Raw genomic sequence first — 17,760 nt, forward strand, 5'->3', positions numbered from 1 at the left:
TCTATAGTGGCCCTTCTCTTACGGAGGGCCTTTGATGACTGACCTGCTGACTCCCATCCAAGCCGCACTCGCTCTACCGCAAACACCACTGACCTTTACCGAAGCCGGCGCCCTGCCCTCGACCTTCGCCGTGACTGAGCTGGCCAGCGCCAGCATCGGTGCCGCTGGCCAGGCGGTGGCGCAGTTGATCCAACAACAGACCGGGCGCCTACCCAGCGTCAGTGTGGACCGGCGACTTGCGTCCTTCTGGTTTTCGTCTTCTATCCGCCCGGTAGGCTGGGAAACACCGCCGCTATGGGACCCGGTGGCCGGCGACTACGCCAGCGCCGATGGCTGGATTCGCCTGCACACCAATGCGCCCCATCACCGCGCGGCGGCCGAGCGTGTGCTGGGCAAGGTGACCGACCGGGCCGAAATGGCCGCCAAGGTTGCCAAATGGAATGCCGCCGAACTGGAACAGGCGATTGTCGATGAGGGCGGTTGCGCCGCGCAGATGCGTGACTGGCAAGCCTGGCAGGCCCACCCCCAAGGGTTGGCGGTGAATGCCGAGGAACTGGTGCAGCGCCAGACCTTTGCAACCACCACCGACAAGCCCTGGCTCTGCTCGGTTGCACGGCCACTGGCGGGCCTCAAGGTATTGGACCTGACCCGCGTGCTCGCCGGCCCCGTCGCCAGCCGCTTTCTCGCAGGCCTGGGCGCTGATGTGCTGCGCATCGATTCGCCCACCTGGAACGAACCCGGCGTAGTACCGGAAATGACCCTGGGCAAACGCTGCGCCCGCCTGGATCTGAAAAGCCCGGAAGGCCGACAGGTTTTCGAAGGCCTGCTCAAGGAAGCCGACATCCTGTTCCATGGTTACCGCGCCGATGCCCTGGAACAGTGGGGTTACACCGCCGATGGACTGCAAACCCTCGCCCCCGGCCTGATTGACGTCAGCCTCAACGCCTACGGCTGGAGCGGCCCGTGGCGCAACCGTCGGGGTTTCGACAGCCTGGTGCAGATGAGCAGCGGAATCGCCGCCGCCGGCATGGCCTGGAAACAGTCGAACAAACCAGTGCCGCTGCCGTTGCAGGCGTTGGATCACGCCACCGGGTATTTGATGGCGGCCAGTGCGATTCAAGCATTGAGCGAACGGTTGAAGTCCGGGCGTGGTGGCGCGGCGCGGTTGTCATTGGCGCGAACGGCGAGCTTGTTGGTGGAGGCTGGACAAGTGCCGGAGCAACCAGCGTTACGCGCCGAAGCGCCAACGGATCAAGGCGTATTGGTGGAGCAGACAGCCTGGGGTCAGGCACATCGATTATTGCCACCGGTGACCATCAGCGGCACGCCGTTGCAGTGGGATTTGCCGGCTGGGGAATTGGGATCACACCGACCCCAGTGGTGATCAGTCCACCCGTTGCAACGACGTCCACAAATGCTGCGCCGCATACGCCCTGAGCGGTCGCCAAGCCTCAGCCCGCGCCAGCAACTGGCGTGGGCTCACCGGCCCACCTTCCAACGCCGTCAGCGCATTGATCAACCCGATATCCCCCGAGGCAAACGCATCCGCCTCGCGCATCTGACGCATGGCGATGTACTGCGCGGTCCAGTCGCCAATGCCCGGCAACGCCACCAACCGCGCCACACCGGCCTTGAGGCTGGCCTGGGGTTCGAACAAGCGGGGATCATCCAGCAACGCCTGGGCCACACCCGACAAGGTCCGCCCACGCGCCTTGGGCATGCCCAGCGTCGCCAGGTCCGCCGCTGCCAACACCTCGGCGGAGGGGAACACATGGGTGATAGCGGCATGTGGGGTTGCCAGTGGCTGACCGTATTGCGTCACCAACTTGCCCGCCAGACGAATCGCAGCCACCACAGTAATTTGCTGGCCCAGCACCGCGCGAATCGCCAGTTCCAGGCCATCCCAGGTGCCCGGCACACGCAGGCCCGGACGCGCCGCAACCAGTTGCGCCATCAATGGGTCCGTCGCCAGTTGCGGGTTGATCAACTGGGGTTGGGCGTCCAGATCAAACATCGCGCGCAGGCGCCGTTCGATCTCAGGCAAAGCCGCCGCTTCTGGAAAATCCACCTCCACGTCGAGCCAATCGCCATCCCCCCTTGACACGCTGATCCAGCCCTGCTGCCCGCCGAGGCGGATACTGCGCCGGTACACGCTCGCTTCGACCGTCTCCATCCCGCCGATCGCCCGCGCCGACAGAAACCCCACCATTGCCGCCCAATCGTAGGGTGGCTGATACGCCAGTCTCACAACGACAATACCCCGCTGTACAACCCATACGCCGCCAGCCCTGCGCCGGCGATCACGCAGCTGAAAATGCCTTTTTCCATGTGGGTGAACAAGGGCTGGCCCTGCTCACGCTTGGCGAGGGCAAACAGGATCACGCCCGGCGCATACAACAGCGCCGACAGCAGCAGGTATTTCAAGCCCCCGGCGTAGAGCAGCCACACCGCGTAGCCGAGGGCAATCAGGCCGACCAGCAGGTCCTTCATGCGCTGGCCGTGGGCGCCTTCGTAGGTCTCGCCGCGACCGCTCAGCAGCACCGCATAGGCGGCCGACCACAGGTAGGGCACCAGGATCATCGACGAGGCCAGATAAATCAGGGTGGTGTAGGTGCTGTGGGAAAACAGCGTGATCACCAGGAACAGCTGGATCATCACATTGGTCAGCCACAGCGCATTGACCGGCACCTGATTGACGTTTTCCTTTTTCAGGAAGGCCGGCATGGTCTTGTCATGGGCGGTGGCGTAGAGGATTTCCGCGCAGAGCAGCGCCCACGACAATAAGGCGCCGAGCAGAGACACTGCCAACCCGATGCTGATCGCCATCGCGCCCCACGGGCCGACGATATGTTCCAGCACACCCGCCAGGGACGGGTTTTGCAATTGCGCCAGTTCCGGCTGGCTCATGATCCCCAACGACAGCACATTCACCAGCACCAGCAACGCCAGCACGCCCAGGAAGCCGATCACCGTGGCGCGGCCCACATCCGAGCGTTTCTCAGCCCGCGCCGAGTAGACACTGGCGCCTTCGATGCCAATGAACACAAACACGGTGACCAGCATCATGTTGCGCACCTGGTCCACCACGCTGCCGATCTTCGGGTTGCCCAGGCCCCAGATATCGCGGGTGAAGATATCCGCCTTGAACGCCACGGCGGCGATCACGATGAACATCAGCAACGGCACGATCTTGGCCACGGTGGTGATCTGGTTGATGAACGCCGCCTCCTTGATCCCACGCATCACCAGGAAATGCACGGCCCACAGCAACAAGGACGCACAGCCGATGGCCACCGGTGTGTTGCCCTGGCCGAACACCGGAAAAAAGTAGCCGAGGGTACTAAATAGCAACACGAAGTAACCCACGTTGCCCATCCAGGCGCTGATCCAGTAGCCCCAAGCCGATGAAAACCCCATGTAGTCGCCGAAACCCGCCTTGGCGTAGGCGTACACCCCCGAATCCAGCTCGGGCTTGCGGTTGGCCAAGGTCTGGAACACGAATGCCAGGGTCAACATGCCGACGGCGGTGATTGCCCAACCGATCAGCACGGCCCCCACCTCGGCGCGGGCAGCCATGTTCTGCGGCAAGGAAAAAATCCCGCCGCCGATCATCGAGCCCACCACCAGGGCGATCAAGGCGCTGAGTCGAAGTTTCCGGGCCGGTTGGGACATACACACTCCTGGTCAATAACTGTTTGAGCCGACAACCGTGCACTCAACTAATTAACTCAGCGAGTGTAGCGTTTATTAGAGAAGGCGATAAAACTGACACGTTCATAACGTAATGGCATGTCAGTTACACACAATTAGGCTTATTTAGAATTTAAATACTGCACACGCACTACGCTTATAGCGCTTTGGTGAAACTTCGTTCGAAAAGTTTGCACATCTGGAAATACGGTCTAGCTTCAAACGTCCACGGACCTGACTAATAGATTAACCATAAAGCGAGAGAAGCGCTCTGCAAAGCACCTCTCCGAGGATTTATATCGCCCACGAGTTTCCAGCCTAAGTCATTAATTCACAATGGAATGTGCCAATGAAGTGATCTGAGTCAGCTGTTTGAATAGCGCACGGAATTATTCTGTGGTCTCTCTTCTCCTGCATTGGAGTTATGCAATGTCTGAATCTCCCGGAAAACTTCGACTCGGCGCACTGGTTGCACTTGTCGTGGGCTCGATGATTGGCGGCGGGATCTTCTCACTGCCGCAGAACATGGCCGCCAGCGCCGACGTCGGCGCGGTGTTGATTGGTTGGGTGATTACCGCCATCGGCATGTTGACCCTCGCGTTTGTGTTCCAGACCCTCGCCAACCGCAAGCCTGACCTCGACGGCGGGGTCTACGCCTACGCCAAGGCCGGGTTCGGCGACTACATGGGTTTCTCGTCTGCCTGGGGCTACTGGATCAGTGCCTGGCTGGGCAACGTCGGTTACTTCGTGTTGCTATTTAGCACCCTCGGTTACTTCTTCCCGATCTTCGGCGAAGGCAATACACCGGCTGCGGTGATCGGTGCCTCGGCGCTGCTGTGGGCCGTGCATTTCCTGGTGCTGCGCGGCATCAAGGAAGCGGCGTTCATCAACCTGGTGACCACCGTCGCCAAGGTCGTACCGCTGGTGCTGTTCGTGTTGATCGCGCTGTTTGCGTTCAAGCTGGAGATCTTCACCGCTGACATCTGGGGCGTGAAAAACCCGGACCTGGGCAGTGTGATGAACCAGGTGCGCAACATGATGCTCGTCACCGTCTGGGTGTTCATCGGCATCGAAGGCGCGAGCATCTTCTCGTCCCGTGCGGAAAAACGCTCCGACGTGGGCAAGGCCACCGTGATCGGTTTTATCACCGTGCTGCTGTTCCTGATGCTGGTGAACGTGCTGTCCCTGGGCATCATGACCCAACCGGAACTGGCCAAGCTGCAAAACCCATCGATGGCCGCCGTGCTGGAGCATGTGGTGGGCCACTGGGGCGCGGTGCTGATCAGCGTCGGCCTGATCATCTCGCTGCTCGGGGCGCTGCTGTCGTGGGTGCTGCTGTGTGCGGAGATCATGTTCGCCGCCGCCAAGGACCACACCATGCCGGAGTTCCTGCGCAAGGAGAACGCCAACCACGTACCGGTCAACGCCCTGTGGCTGACCAACGCCATGGTGCAACTGTTCCTGGTGATCACGCTGTTTTCCGCCAGCACTTACCTGTCGCTGATCTACCTCGCCACCTCGATGATCCTGGTGCCTTACCTGTGGTCGGCGGCCTACGCGCTGCTGCTGGCGGTGCGCGGCGAGACCTACGAGAACGCCCTGAAAGAGCGCAAGAAAGACCTGTTCATCGGCGCCATCGCCCTGATCTACGCGATCTGGCTGCTCTACGCCGGCGGCACCAAATACCTGCTGCTCTCCGCCCTGCTGTACGCCCCCGGCGCGATCCTGTTCGCCAAGGCCAAGCGTGAACTGGGCAAACCGATTTTCACCAACGTCGAGAAGCTGATTTTCGCCGCAGTGGTCATTGGCGCCCTGGTGGCGGCCTATGGGCTCTACGACGGCTTCCTGACCCTGTAACACCTGAATCTTTTGTTCACTGGAGGATCTGTAATGACCACGGAAAAAGTGAAGTACGGCGTACATTCCGAAGCCGGCAAACTGCGCAAAGTCATGGTGTGCTCCCCAGGCTTGGCCCACCAGCGGCTGACCCCCAACAACTGCGATGAACTGCTGTTCGATGACGTGCTATGGGTGGCCCAGGCCAAGCGCGACCATTTCGACTTTGTGACCAAGATGCGCGAGCGGGATATTGATGTGCTGGAAATGCACAACCTGCTCACCGACATCGTCGCCATCCCCGACGCGCTGGACTGGATCCTGGAGCGCAAGATCACCGCCAACACCGTCGGCCTGGGCCTGGTGGATGAAGTCAGCTCCTGGCTGCGCAGCCTGGAGCCGCGCAAAATCAGTGAGTTCCTGATTGGTGGCGTGTCCGCCGATGACCTGCCGAGCAGCTTCGGTGGCAAGACCATCGAGATGTTCCGCGATTTCCTCGGGCATTCCAGCTTCATCCTGCCGCCGCTGCCCAACACCCAGTTCACCCGTGACACCACCTGCTGGATCTACGGCGGCGTGACGCTGAACCCGATGTACTGGCCGGCGCGACGCCAGGAGACCCTGCTGACCACCGCCATCTACAAGTTCCACCCGGAATTCACCAACGCGGACTTTCAGATCTGGTACGGCGACCCGGATCAAGAACACGGCGCGTCCACCCTGGAAGGCGGCGACGTGATGCCCATCGGCAACGGCGTGGTCCTGATCGGCATGGGCGAGCGTTCGTCGCACCAGGCCATTGGCCAACTGGCGCGCAACCTGTTCAAGAACAAGGCGGTGGAAAAAGTCATCGTGGCCGGCCTGCCCAAATCCCGCGCCGCGATGCACCTGGACACCGTGTTCAGCTTCTGCGACCGCGACCTGGTCACCATCTTCCCCGAAGTGGTCAACCAGATCGTGCCGTTCACCCTGCGCCCAGACGAGAGCAAGCCTCACGGCATCGATATCCAACGCGAGAAAACCAACTTCCTCGACACCGTTGCCGCGGCCCTCGGCCTCAAGGCCCTGCGCGTGGTGGAAACCGGCGGCAACAGCTTCGCCGCTGAACGCGAGCAGTGGGACGACGGCAACAACGTGGTGGCCGTGGAGCCGGGCGTGGTGATCGGTTACGACCGCAACACCTACACCAACACCCTGCTGCGCAAGGCCGGTGTGGAAGTCATCACCATCAGTGCCGGTGAACTGGGCCGTGGCCGTGGCGGCGGCCACTGCATGACCTGCCCGATCATCCGCGACCCTATCGACTACTAAGCGACCATCCCCTGGCCGGCGTCCATCAGACGCTGGCCAGGCAGATCACCGAATCCAAGGAGAATCATCATGGCGTTCAACATTCACAACCGCAGCCTGCTCAGCCTGGAACACCACACGCCGCGCGAGCTGCGCTACCTGCTGGACCTGTCCCGCGACCTCAAGCGCGCCAAGTACACCGGCACCGAACAGCAACACCTCAAAGGCAACAACATTGCGCTGATCTTCGAAAAAACCTCCACCCGCACCCGCTGCGCCTTCGAAGTGGCCGCCTATGACCAAGGCGCCAACGTCACCTACATCGACCCGGGCTCCTCGCAGATCGGCCATAAGGAAAGCATGAAGGACACCGCCCGCGTACTCGGGCGCATGTATGACGCCATCGAATACCGTGGCTTCAAGCAGGAGATCGTCGAAGAGCTGGCCAAGTTTGCCGGCGTGCCGGTGTTCAACGGCCTGACCGATGAATATCACCCGACCCAGATGATCGCCGACGTGCTGACCATGCGCGAACACGCCGACAAGCCGATTCACGAGATCAGCTACGCCTACCTGGGCGATGCCCGCAACAACATGGGCAACTCGCTGCTGCTGGTGGGCGCCAAGCTCGGCATGGACGTGCGTATCTGCGCGCCTAAAGCCCTGTGGCCCCACGATGACCTGGTCGGCCGCTGCAAGAAATACGCAGAAGAAAGCGGCGCGCGCATCACCCTCACCGAAGACCCAAAAGCCGCGGTCAAAGGCGTGGACTTCATCCACACCGACGTGTGGGTATCGATGGGTGAGCCCGTGGAAGCCTGGGCCGAGCGCATCGAACAACTGCTGCCATACCAAGTGAACGCCGAGCTGATGAAAGCCACCGGCAACCCACGCACCAAGTTCATGCACTGCCTGCCGGCGTTTCACAACAGCGATACCAAGGTCGGCAAGCAGATTGCCGAGCAGTATCCGCACCTGGCCAATGGCATTGAAGTGACAGACGACGTGTTCGAGTCGCCGGCCTGCATCGCCTTCGAGCAAGCGGAAAATCGCATGCACACCATCAAGGCGATCCTGGTGTCGACCTTGGCCGACCTGTAACCCTTTCTTCGGGGGAGCCCGCTCCCCCGCTGCTTTGAAAAAGGACAGACGCTATGCGTATCGTCGTTGCACTGGGCGGTAACGCCCTGCTCCGCCGTGGTGAACCCATGACTGCGGACAACCAACGCGCCAATATCCGGATCGCCACCGAACAGATCGCCAAGATCCACCCCGGCAACGAGCTGGTGATCGCTCACGGCAATGGCCCGCAAGTCGGCCTGCTGTCGTTGCAGGCGGCGGCCTACACCCAGGTCTCGCCGTACCCGCTGGACGTGCTCGGCGCCGAGACCGAAGGCATGATCGGCTACATCATCGAACAGGAACTGGGCAACCTGCTGGACTTCGAAGTGCCCTTCGCCACCCTGCTCACCCAAGTCGAAGTGGACGCCAAGGACCCGGCTTTCAAGAACCCGACCAAGCCCATCGGCCCAGTGTATTCCAAGGCAGAAGCGGAAAAACTCGCCGCCGAAAAAGGCTGGGCCATTGCGCCGGACGGCGACAAGTACCGTCGTGTGGTCGCCAGCCCGCGCCCTAAACGTATCTTTGAAATCCGCCCGATCAAGTGGCTGCTGGAAAAAAGCAGCATCGTGATCTGCGCGGGGGGCGGCGGCATCCCGACCATGTATGGCGAGGACGGCAAGCTCAAAGGCATCGAAGCGGTGATCGACAAGGACCTGTGTTCGTCTCTGCTGGCCTGGCAGTTGGAAGCCGATTTGCTGGTGATCGCCACCGACGTCAACGCCGCGTTTATCGATTTCGGCAAACCCACCCAGAAGGCCATCAGCCAGGCCCACCCCGACGAAATGGAAAAACTCGGCTTCGCCGCCGGTTCCATGGGCCCCAAGGTACAAGCTGCCTGCGAGTTCGCCCGCCAGACTGGCAAAACCGCCGTCATCGGTTCACTCTCGGACATCGAAGCCATCGTCCAGGGCAGCGCCGGTACGCGCATCAGCACGGCAAAACCTGGCATCACCTATCTGTGAAGTAGAGGAGAGACGCCTATGGCCACCTTTGAACCGGGTCACTTGCACGTTGAACGCCACGCGCTGAATGCGCAGGACTACAGCTACAACTTGTGTATCGACTACGAAGTCAGCCAGGATCCAAAGGAAGGCAAGGGCATGCTGTTCAAGCTGCATGGCTCGGTGCAGGGCAAGGACCTCAAGGAAGAGTTCTTCCTGCCCAAGGACCAGGCGTTCGACTTTGCGCGGCATGCGATGAACATTGCGCAGAAGTACGGCATGCCGAAGATCGCCGTGTTGAACGGCGCGATGCACAAGCAGTACGACTTGATGTTCGAGGATGTGCGGCATCAGTTGGATGTGAAGGCAGGTGATCCGGTCAAGCCCGAACACCTGGAATAAGAACGCCGCAGATCCACTGTGGGAGCAAGCCCGCTCCCACATTTTGATCTCCACTCGCTCCAAGGCATACTTGCCGCCTCTCGCTCCCCAGAATTGTTAGCGCCCCATGCGTATCCACGTCAGCTTCATCGACCGCGTCGGCATTACCCAGGAAGTCCTGGCCCTGCTCGGTGGGCGCAATCTCAACCTGGATGCGGTGGAGATGGTGCCGCCCAACGTCTACATCGACGCGCCGACCCTGAGCGCCGAAGTACTCGAAGAACTGCGCGACGCCCTCTTCAGCGTGCAGGGCGTGCAAGCGGTGACCGTGGTGGACATCCTCCCCGGCCAACGTCGCCACCTGCAACTCGATGCCCTGTTGGCCGCCATGACCGACCCGGTGCTGGCGCTGGACAGCGCGGGCAAGATCCTGCTGGCCAACCCGGCGCTGATCGCCCTGTATGGTCGCGAGCCGGCGGGCGAAAGCATCAGCGAACTGTTCAATGACCCGAAGCTGCTCGACACCCTGCTGGAGCAAGGCTTCCGCTTGCCGCTGCGCGAGATCAGCGTCAACGGCCAGACCCTGCTGCTGGACGCCACGCCGATCACCGACGCCGGCGCCCTGCTCACCTTCTACCAACCCAACCGCATCGGCGAACAGCTGTCGGCGCTGCACCATGACCATGCCGAAGGCTTTGACGCGCTGCTCGGTGAATCCCCGGTCATCCGCACGCTCAAGGCCCGCGCCCAGCGGGTAGCGGCGCTGGATGCCCCGTTGTTGATCCAGGGCGAAACCGGCACCGGCAAAGAGCTGGTGGCGCGGGCCTGTCATGCCATCAGTGCGCGCCACAGTGCGCCGTTCCTGGCCTTGAACTGCGCGGCGCTGCCGGAGAACCTCGCGGAAAGCGAGTTGTTCGGTTATGCACCGGGCGCCTTTACCGGCGCGCAACGCGGTGGCAAGCCGGGGCTGATGGAGTTGGCCAACCAGGGCACGGTGTTTCTGGATGAGATCGGTGAGATGTCGCCGTACTTGCAGGCCAAGCTGCTGCGGTTTCTCAACGACGGCAGCTTCCGCCGCGTGGGCGGCGACCGTGAAGTGAAGGTCAATGTGCGCATCCTCAGCGCCACCCACCGCGATCTGGAAAAAATGGTCAGCGAAGGCACCTTTCGCGAAGACCTGTTCTATCGCCTCAACGTGCTCAACGTCGAAGTGCCGCCATTGCGCGCACGCGGCCAGGACATCCTGTTGCTGGCCCGTTATTTCATGCAGCAGGCCTGCGCGCAGATCCAGCGTCCGGTGTGCCGCCTGGCACCCGGCACGTACCCGGCGCTGCTCGGCAACCGCTGGCCGGGCAACGTTCGGCAACTGCAGAACGTGATCTTCCGCGCCGCCGCCATCTGCGAAAGCAGCTTGGTGGACATTGGCGACCTGGATATCGCCGGCACGTCAGTGGCGCGCCAGAGCGACGGTGAAATCGACAGCCTGGAACAGGCGGTGGAAGACTTCGAGCGCAACCTGCTGGAAACGCTATACACCAGCTACCCTTCGACGCGCCAACTGGCCAGCCGGTTGCAGACCTCGCACACGGCGATTGCCCATCGGCTGCGCAAGTACGGCATCCCGAATAAGGTCTGAGAACGACATCGGCTGTACTGAAAGCGCTACAGCGTAACGATATCGCTACAACCCTGTTTTTTGCGCGCCATGCAAGGCTTTGATCCGCATAGGCTTTTTTTCCTGCGCCCAGCTGTAGCGAAATCGCTACAGTCATAATGCATAACGCTATAACCAATTTTATTAACTCATTGATTTATAACGAATAAATAAGATTGGCCGCGATATTGCTAAGCAACTCCCCATTATTCCAATCCCGTCCACCAGACGAATCTGGCCTTGAGGAGTTTCCATGAGCGAGTTGCGTTTCACTGAAGATCACGAATGGCTGCGCGCCGAAGCTGACGGCAGCGTCACCGTGGGTATCACCGCTTTCGCGCAGAACGCGCTGGGTGATGTGGTTTTCGTGCAACTGCCGGAGTTGCAGGCCTATGACAAGGGCGCTGAGGCGTCCACCGTTGAGTCGGTCAAAGCGGCCAGCGGCGTGTACATGCCTTTGGACGGTGAAGTCCTTGAAGTGAACGACAAATTGGATGGCAGCCCGGAGCTGGTCAACGAAGACCCGATGGGCGAAGGTTGGTTCTTCCGCTTTAAGCCGGCCGATGCCGGTGCAGTCGCTAAACTGTTGGATCAGGACGCGTACGACCGCCTGATCAAAGCCAACGCTGAAGCCTGAGGAGCGCGCCATGTCGATCAACATCAGCACCGCCAACGAATTCATCGCCCGTCACATCGGCCCGCGCCAGGAAGATGAGCAGCAGATGCTCGCCAGCCTGGGCTTCGACTCCCTGGAAGCATTGAGCGCCAGCGTGATCCCGGAAAGCATCAAGGGCACCAGCGTGCTCGGCCTGGAAGACGGCCTGAGCGAAGCCGACGCACTGGCCAAGATCAAGGCCATCGCCGGCAAGAACCAACTGTTCAAGACCTACATCGGCCAGGGCTACTACAACTGCCACACGCCGTCGCCGATCCTGCGCAACCTGCTGGAAAACCCGGCCTGGTACACCGCCTACACCCCGTATCAACCCGAGATTTCCCAAGGCCGCCTGGAAGCGCTGCTGAACTTCCAGACCCTGATCAGCGACCTCACCGGCCTGCCGATCGCCAACGCCTCCTTGCTCGACGAAGCCACCGCCGCCGCCGAAGCCATGACCTTCTGCAAGCGCCTGAGCAAGAACAAGGGCAGCAACGCCTTCTTCGCCTCGATCCACAGCCACCCGCAAACCCTCGACGTGCTGCGCACCCGTGCCGAGCCGCTGGGCATCGACGTGGTGGTGGGCGATGAGCGCGAACTGAGCGACGTCAGCCCGTTCTTCGGCGCCCTGCTGCAGTACCCGGCGAGCAACGGTGACGTGTTCGACTACCGCGCACTGACCGAGCGCTTCCACGCCGCCAATGCCCTGGTGGCCGTGGCCGCCGACCTGCTGGCCCTGACCCTGCTGACCCCACCGGGTGAGTTCGGCGCCGACGTGGCCATCGGCAGCGCGCAACGCTTCGGCGTGCCGCTGGGCTTTGGTGGCCCGCACGCGGCGTACTTCTCCACCAAGGATGCGTTCAAACGCGACATGCCGGGCCGTCTGGTCGGTGTATCCGTGGACCGTTTCGGCAAGCCGGCCCTGCGCCTGGCGATGCAGACCCGCGAGCAACATATCCGCCGCGAAAAAGCCACGTCGAACATCTGCACCGCCCAAGTGCTGCTGGCCAACATCGCCAGCATGTACGCCGTGTACCACGGCCCCAAAGGCCTGACCCAGATTGCCCAGCGTGTGCACCAGCTGACCGCGATCCTGGCCAAGGGCCTGACCGCCCTGGGCTTGAAGGTCGAACAGGAACACTTCTTCGACACCCTCACCCTCAACACCGGCGCCAACACCGCCGCGCTGCACGACAAGGCGCGTGCCCAGCGCATCAACCTGCGTGTGGTGGATGGCGAGCGTGTGGGTGTGTCGGTGGACGAAACCACCACCCAGGCCGATATCGAAACCCTGTGGGCGATCTTTGCCGACGGCAAGCCCCTGCCCGCTTTCGCCCAGACGGAAAACACGCTGCCAGCCGCCCTGCTGCGCCAGTCTCCCGTCCTCAGCCACCCGGTGTTCAACCGTTATCACTCGGAAACCGAGCTGATGCGCTACCTGCGCAAGCTGGCCGACAAGGACCTGGCGCTGGACCGCACCATGATCCCGCTGGGCTCGTGCACCATGAAGCTCAACGCCGCCAGTGAAATGATCCCGGTGACCTGGGCCGAGTTCGGTGCCCTGCACCCGTTCGCCCCGGCCGAACAAAGCGCCGGCTACCTGGAGCTGACCTCCGACCTGGAAGCCATGCTCTGCGCGGCCACCGGTTACGACGCGATCTCCCTGCAGCCGAACGCCGGTTCCCAGGGCGAGTACGCAGGCCTCTTGGCCATCCGTGCCTATCACCAGAGCCGTGGCGATGAGCGCCGCGACATTTGCCTGATCCCATCGTCCGCTCACGGCACCAACCCGGCCACCGCCAACATGGCGGGCATGCGCGTGGTCGTGACTGCGTGCGATGCACGCGGCAACGTCGACATCGAAGACCTGCGCGCCAAGGCCATCGAGCACCGCGACCACCTGGCCGCGCTGATGATCACCTACCCGTCCACCCACGGCGTGTTCGAAGAAGGTATCCGCGAAATCTGCGGCATCATTCACGACAACGGCGGCCAGGTGTACATCGATGGCGCCAACATGAACGCCATGGTCGGCCTGTGCGCACCGGGCAAGTTCGGCGGCGACGTGTCCCACCTGAACCTGCACAAGACCTTCTGCATCCCTCACGGCGGTGGCGGCCCGGGTGTTGGCCCGATTGGCGTCAAATCGCACCTCACGCCGTTCCTGCCAGGCCACGCGGCCATGGAACGCAAGGAAGGCGCGGTGTGTGCGGCGCCGTTCGGCAGCGCAAGCATTTTGCCGATCACCTGGATGTACATCAGCATGATGGGCGGTGCGGGCCTCAAGCGTGCTTCGCAACTGGCGATCCTGAATGCCAACTACATCTCCCGTCGCCTGGAAGAGCACTACCCTGTGCTCTACACCGGCAGCAACGGCCTGGTGGCGCACGAATGCATCCTGGATCTGCGCCCCCTCAAAGACAGCAGCGGCATCAGCGTGGACGACGTGGCCAAGCGCCTGATCGACTTCGGCTTCCATGCGCCGACCATGTCGTTCCCGGTGGCCGGCACCTTGATGATCGAGCCGACCGAAAGCGAATCCAAGGAAGAACTGGACCGCTTCTGCAACGCGATGATCGCCATCCGCGAAGAAATCCGCGCGGTGGAAAACGGCACCTTGGACAAGGACGACAACCCGCTGAAAAACGCGCCGCACACCGCTGCTGAACTGGTGAGTGAGTGGACGCATCCGTACACCCGCGAGCAGGCGGTGTACCCGGTGCCGTCGTTGATCGAAGGCAAGTACTGGCCGCCGGTTGGGCGGGTGGACAACGTGTTTGGTGATCGCAACCTGGTGTGTGCGTGCCCGTCGATCGAGCTTTACGCGTAAAGCAGTTTTAAGCGGCAAGCTTCAAGCGGCAAGTTAGAAGCCCCAGCGGCTCTTCCTTGCAGCTTGTGGCTTGTAGCTTGCGGCTGCCACATAACAAGAAACCGGAGAACAACCATGTCCCTTAGCGTGTTCGACCTGTTCAAGATTGGCATCGGCCCCTCCAGTTCCCACACCGTTGGCCCGATGCGTGCCGCCGCTCGATTCGTCGAGGGACTCAAGCGTGACGACCTGCTGAGCGCCACCACCAGCATCAAGGTGGAACTCTACGGATCGCTGGGCGCCACCGGTAAAGGCCACGGCAGCGACAAGGCCGTGCTGCTGGGCCTGGAAGGCGAACACCCGGACACCGTGAATACCGAAACCGTGGCCACCCGCCTGGCGCAGATGCGCAAGGACGGCTGCCTGAACCTGCTCGGCGAACACAGCATTGCGTTCAACGAGAAAGAACACTTGGCGATGATTCGCAAACCCCTCGCCTACCATCCCAACGGCATGATTTTCCGTGCCTTCGACGCCGCCACTATCCAGATCCGCAGCCGCGAGTACTACTCGGTCGGCGGTGGGTTTGTGGTGGATGAAGACGCCGCCGGCGCCGACCGGATTGTCGAGGACGCCACACCGCTGACCTTCCCCTTCAAGCATGCCAAAGACCTCCTCGGCCATTGCACCACCTACGGGTTGTCCATCAGCCAGGTGATGCTGACCAACGAGAGCGCCTGGCGCCCAGAGGCAGAAACCCGCGCCGGGTTGCTGAAGATCTGGCAGGTGATGCAGGACTGTGTGGACGCGGGCTGTCGCAACGAAGGGATTTTGCCCGGCGGCTTGAAGGTCAAGCGTCGCGCCGCGGCCCTGCATCGCCAGCTGTGCAAACACCCGGAGTCGGCGCTGCGTGACCCATTGTCGGTACTCGACTGGGTCAACCTTTACGCCCTGGCGGTCAACGAAGAAAACGCCAACGGCGGCCGCGTGGTCACGGCGCCCACCAACGGCGCGGCCGGCATCGTGCCGGCGGTGCTGCATTACTACATGCGCTTTATCCCTGGCGCGAACGAAGACGGCGTGGTGCGTTTCCTGCTCACCGCCGCTGCCATCGGGATTTTGTACAAGGAAAACGCGTCGATTTCCGGCGCCGAAGTCGGCTGTCAGGGCGAGGTCGGCGTGGCCTGTTCCATGGCGGCCGGGGCGTTGTGCGAAGTCTTGGGCGGCAGCGTTTCCCAAGTGGAAAACGCCGCTGAGATCGGCATGGAACACAACCTCGGCCTGACCTGCGACCCGATTGGCGGGCTGGTGCAGGTGCCGTGCATCGAGCGCAATGCGATGGGCTCGGTCAAGGCGATCAATGCGGTGCGCATGGCCTTGCGCGGTGATGGGCAGCACTTTGTGTCCCTCGACAAGGTCATCCGCACCATGCGCCAGACCGGCGCCGACATGAAAAGCAAATACAAGGAAACCGCCCGTGGCGGTTTGGCGGTCAACATTATCGAGTGCTGACGCCTAACGGCGCGCCAGCACGTTTTTCAGGAGCTGAATATGTCCACCGAAACCCTGTTGAAAACCCCTCTGCACGCCCTGCACATCGAACTGGGCGCCCGCATGGTGCCCTTCGCCGGCTACGACATGCCGGTGCAATACCCCTTGGGCGTGATGAAGGAACACCTGCACACCCGTGATCAGGCCGGGCTGTTCGACGTGTCCCACATGGGCCAGATCCGCCTCACCGGCGCCAATGCCGCCAAAGCCCTGGAAACCCTGGTGCCCGTCGACATCATCGACCTGCCGGTGGGCATGCAGCGCTACGCGATGTTCACCAACGACCAGGGCGGTATTCTCGATGACCTGATGGTGGCCAACCTGGGTAACGACGAAGTGTTCCTGGTGGTCAACGCCGCCTGCAAGGACCAGGACCTGGCCCACCTGCGCCAGCATATCGGCGACCAGTGCACCATTGAGCCGCTGTTCGAAGAACGTGCGTTGCTGGCCCTGCAAGGCCCTTCGGCGGTGAAGGTACTGGCGCGCCTGGCACCGGAAGTCACCAAGATGACCTTCATGCAGTTCGCCACGCTGCGCCTGCTGGGCGTGGACTGCTACGTCAGCCGCTCGGGCTACACCGGCGAAGACGGCTTTGAAATCTCAGTGCCCGCCGCCAATGCCGAAAGCCTCGCGCGCAGCCTGCTGGCCGAGACCGAAGTACAGGCCATCGGCCTGGGCGCCCGCGACTCGCTGCGCCTGGAAGCCGGCCTGTGCCTGTACGGCCACGACATGAACACCGACACCACACCGATCGAAGCCAGCCTGCTGTGGGCGATCTCCAAGGCCCGTCGTGCCGACGGCGCCCGTGCCGGCGGCTTTCCGGGTGCCGACAAGATCTTCACCCAGCAGCAAACCGGTGTGAGCCGCAAACGTGTAGGCCTGTTGCCACAAGAACGCACGCCGGTGCGTGAAGGCGCAGAAATCGTCGACGCCGACGGCACCGTGATCGGCAGTGTGTGCAGCGGCGGCTTCGGTCCGACCCTCGGCGGCCCGCTGGCCATGGGTTACCTGGACAGCGCCTTCACCGCACTGGATACCGAAGTCTCTGCGTTGGTACGTGGGAAAAAGGTGCCACTACGTGTAAGTAAAATGCCATTTGTGCCGCAACGTTACTACCGTGGTTGATTGACTGTTTCTATAAGTAACGCGATTGCGTTAACGCGCACTAATTTGTAACGCAATCGCCATAAAACAGTGCACTCTCGATAGTCTTTTTTATAGGGATCAAGCTATAACAAGTGACCAACTCTATCGAATAAGTCGGATCCAGAACATTCACCCAAGTGTCATAAGCCCCAGCAAAACCTGGGCTTTTGGCAGGGCTTGTTTTTTCTCTATTAGTTGGCGTAGAGTTTGCCCACTGTGTTTGCATGGGTCGCTTGGAACCTGGACCTGGGCAGTAGCTGAAGTAGTTGTGCTACAACCCGTTCGACGTCTCTTACTTTCCTGCAACCCAGCCCAGTACTCTTTCCTGCGAAAGGGGCTGTCATTAATTTTTAGCGTCAAGGAAATAAGAAAATGGCTGAACGTCAGAGCGGTACCGTCAAGTGGTTTAACGACGAGAAAGGGTTTGGTTTTATCACTCCAGAAAGCGGTCCGGATCTGTTCGTGCATTTCCGCGCTATTCAGGGCAACGGCTTCAAGAGCCTGAAAGAAGGCCAGAAAGTGACGTTCGTTGCTGTGCAAGGCCAAAAAGGCATGCAGGCTGACGAAGTACAAGCGGAAGGCTGATCCCTCCTGCGACAAAAAGCCCCTGATGGTGACATCAGGGGCTTTTTTATGTGCGTTGTCCCGTCCTGAATAAGGTTTACGCCTTCTGACCTATCTTCAG

General features: G+C 61.5%; 14 protein-coding genes. 12 read left to right on the plus strand and 2 right to left on the minus strand.

What is annotated here, in order from left to right; translation table 11 throughout:
• Window positions 1-34 precede the first annotated feature (34 nt).
• Window positions 35-1,384: a CoA transferase gene (locus H096_RS01150; protein ID WP_033896351.1), complete on the plus strand. Its 1,350-nt coding sequence runs from the start codon at window positions 35-37 to the stop codon at window positions 1,382-1,384.
• On the opposite strand, the gene H096_RS01155 is transcribed toward H096_RS01150, so the two are convergent.
• Window positions 1,385-2,248, minus strand: coding sequence for a DNA-3-methyladenine glycosylase (locus H096_RS01155; RefSeq protein WP_033896352.1), 864 nt, complete (start codon window positions 2,246-2,248; stop codon window positions 1,385-1,387). It lies immediately after the preceding gene.
• Window positions 2,245-3,672 (minus strand): arginine-ornithine antiporter, encoded by a 1,428-nt coding sequence (gene arcD, locus H096_RS01160; RefSeq protein ID WP_033896353.1) that lies wholly within the window; start codon window positions 3,670-3,672, stop codon window positions 2,245-2,247. The genes H096_RS01155 and arcD (H096_RS01160) overlap by 4 nt, the downstream gene beginning before the upstream one ends.
• Window positions 3,673-4,119: 447 nt before the next feature.
• Between arcD (H096_RS01160) and arcD (H096_RS01165) the strand changes: the two genes are divergently transcribed.
• From arcD (H096_RS01165) to H096_RS01215, 11 genes are all read left to right on the plus strand, one after another.
• Complete coding sequence (gene arcD / locus H096_RS01165) at window positions 4,120-5,547, plus strand: arginine-ornithine antiporter (RefSeq protein WP_033896354.1); 1,428 nt, start codon at window positions 4,120-4,122, stop codon at window positions 5,545-5,547.
• A 33-nt stretch (window positions 5,548-5,580) separates the two neighbouring features.
• The gene (gene arcA, locus H096_RS01170) at window positions 5,581-6,837 is read left to right on the plus strand and encodes an arginine deiminase (protein WP_033896355.1); all 1,257 of its coding nucleotides are present in this window, start codon (window positions 5,581-5,583) and stop codon (window positions 6,835-6,837) included.
• Between the two features lie 69 nt (window positions 6,838-6,906).
• Entirely contained in the window at window positions 6,907-7,917 is a 1,011-nt protein-coding gene (locus H096_RS01175) for an ornithine carbamoyltransferase (RefSeq protein ID WP_033896356.1), read from the plus strand.
• 53 nt (window positions 7,918-7,970) lie between these two features.
• Window positions 7,971-8,900, plus strand: coding sequence for a carbamate kinase (gene arcC / locus H096_RS01180; RefSeq protein ID WP_033896357.1), 930 nt, complete (start codon window positions 7,971-7,973; stop codon window positions 8,898-8,900).
• A gap of 18 nt (window positions 8,901-8,918) precedes the next feature.
• A complete protein-coding gene (locus H096_RS01185) occupies window positions 8,919-9,281 on the plus strand; it encodes a DUF5064 family protein (RefSeq protein WP_033896358.1) in 363 nt (120 codons plus the stop codon).
• Window positions 9,282-9,387: 106 nt separating this feature from the next.
• A complete protein-coding gene (locus tag H096_RS01190) occupies window positions 9,388-10,896 on the plus strand; it encodes a sigma-54-dependent transcriptional regulator (protein ID WP_033896359.1) in 1,509 nt (502 codons plus the stop codon).
• 271 nt (window positions 10,897-11,167) lie between these two features.
• The gene (gene gcvH / locus H096_RS01195) at window positions 11,168-11,551 is read left to right on the plus strand and encodes a glycine cleavage system protein GcvH (RefSeq protein ID WP_010208126.1); all 384 of its coding nucleotides are present in this window, start codon (window positions 11,168-11,170) and stop codon (window positions 11,549-11,551) included.
• Window positions 11,552-11,561: 10 nt separating this feature from the next.
• Complete coding sequence (gcvP, locus tag H096_RS01200) at window positions 11,562-14,399, plus strand: aminomethyl-transferring glycine dehydrogenase (protein WP_033896360.1); 2,838 nt, start codon at window positions 11,562-11,564, stop codon at window positions 14,397-14,399.
• A gap of 114 nt (window positions 14,400-14,513) precedes the next feature.
• Window positions 14,514-15,890 carry an L-serine ammonia-lyase gene (locus H096_RS01205; protein WP_033896361.1) on the plus strand — a complete coding sequence of 459 codons (1,377 nt, stop codon included), beginning with the start codon at window positions 14,514-14,516 and terminating at the stop codon, window positions 15,888-15,890.
• A gap of 39 nt (window positions 15,891-15,929) precedes the next feature.
• Window positions 15,930-17,054, plus strand: coding sequence for a glycine cleavage system aminomethyltransferase GcvT (gene gcvT, locus H096_RS01210; protein WP_033896362.1), 1,125 nt, complete (start codon window positions 15,930-15,932; stop codon window positions 17,052-17,054).
• Window positions 17,055-17,447: 393 nt separating this feature from the next.
• Window positions 17,448-17,660: a cold-shock protein gene (locus H096_RS01215; RefSeq protein WP_003365337.1), complete on the plus strand. Its 213-nt coding sequence runs from the start codon at window positions 17,448-17,450 to the stop codon at window positions 17,658-17,660.
• The last annotated feature ends 100 nt before the right edge of the window (window positions 17,661-17,760 follow it).

Origin of the sequence: Pseudomonas sp. FH1 (assembly GCF_000510895.2) — a bacterium.
Classification (GTDB): domain Bacteria; phylum Pseudomonadota; class Gammaproteobacteria; order Pseudomonadales; family Pseudomonadaceae; genus Aquipseudomonas; species Aquipseudomonas azotoformans_A.

Excerpts from the sequence above, each read along its gene's own strand:
- H096_RS01150 (WP_033896351.1), top strand. The coding sequence starts at position 35 with ATGACTGACCTGCTGACTCCCATCCAAGCCGCACTCGCTCTACCGCAA.
- arcD (WP_033896353.1), bottom strand. The coding sequence starts at position 3,672 with ATGTCCCAACCGGCCCGGAAACTTCGACTCAGCGCCTTGATCGCCCTG.
- arcD (WP_033896354.1), top strand. The coding sequence starts at position 4,120 with ATGTCTGAATCTCCCGGAAAACTTCGACTCGGCGCACTGGTTGCACTT.
- arcA (WP_033896355.1), top strand. The coding sequence starts at position 5,581 with ATGACCACGGAAAAAGTGAAGTACGGCGTACATTCCGAAGCCGGCAAA.
- H096_RS01175 (WP_033896356.1), top strand. The coding sequence starts at position 6,907 with ATGGCGTTCAACATTCACAACCGCAGCCTGCTCAGCCTGGAACACCAC.
- arcC (WP_033896357.1), top strand. The coding sequence starts at position 7,971 with ATGCGTATCGTCGTTGCACTGGGCGGTAACGCCCTGCTCCGCCGTGGT.
- H096_RS01185 (WP_033896358.1), top strand. The coding sequence starts at position 8,919 with ATGGCCACCTTTGAACCGGGTCACTTGCACGTTGAACGCCACGCGCTG.
- H096_RS01190 (WP_033896359.1), top strand. The coding sequence starts at position 9,388 with ATGCGTATCCACGTCAGCTTCATCGACCGCGTCGGCATTACCCAGGAA.
- gcvH (WP_010208126.1), top strand. The coding sequence starts at position 11,168 with ATGAGCGAGTTGCGTTTCACTGAAGATCACGAATGGCTGCGCGCCGAA.
- gcvP (WP_033896360.1), top strand. The coding sequence starts at position 11,562 with ATGTCGATCAACATCAGCACCGCCAACGAATTCATCGCCCGTCACATC.
- H096_RS01205 (WP_033896361.1), top strand. The coding sequence starts at position 14,514 with ATGTCCCTTAGCGTGTTCGACCTGTTCAAGATTGGCATCGGCCCCTCC.
- gcvT (WP_033896362.1), top strand. The coding sequence starts at position 15,930 with ATGTCCACCGAAACCCTGTTGAAAACCCCTCTGCACGCCCTGCACATC.
- H096_RS01215 (WP_003365337.1), top strand. The coding sequence starts at position 17,448 with ATGGCTGAACGTCAGAGCGGTACCGTCAAGTGGTTTAACGACGAGAAA.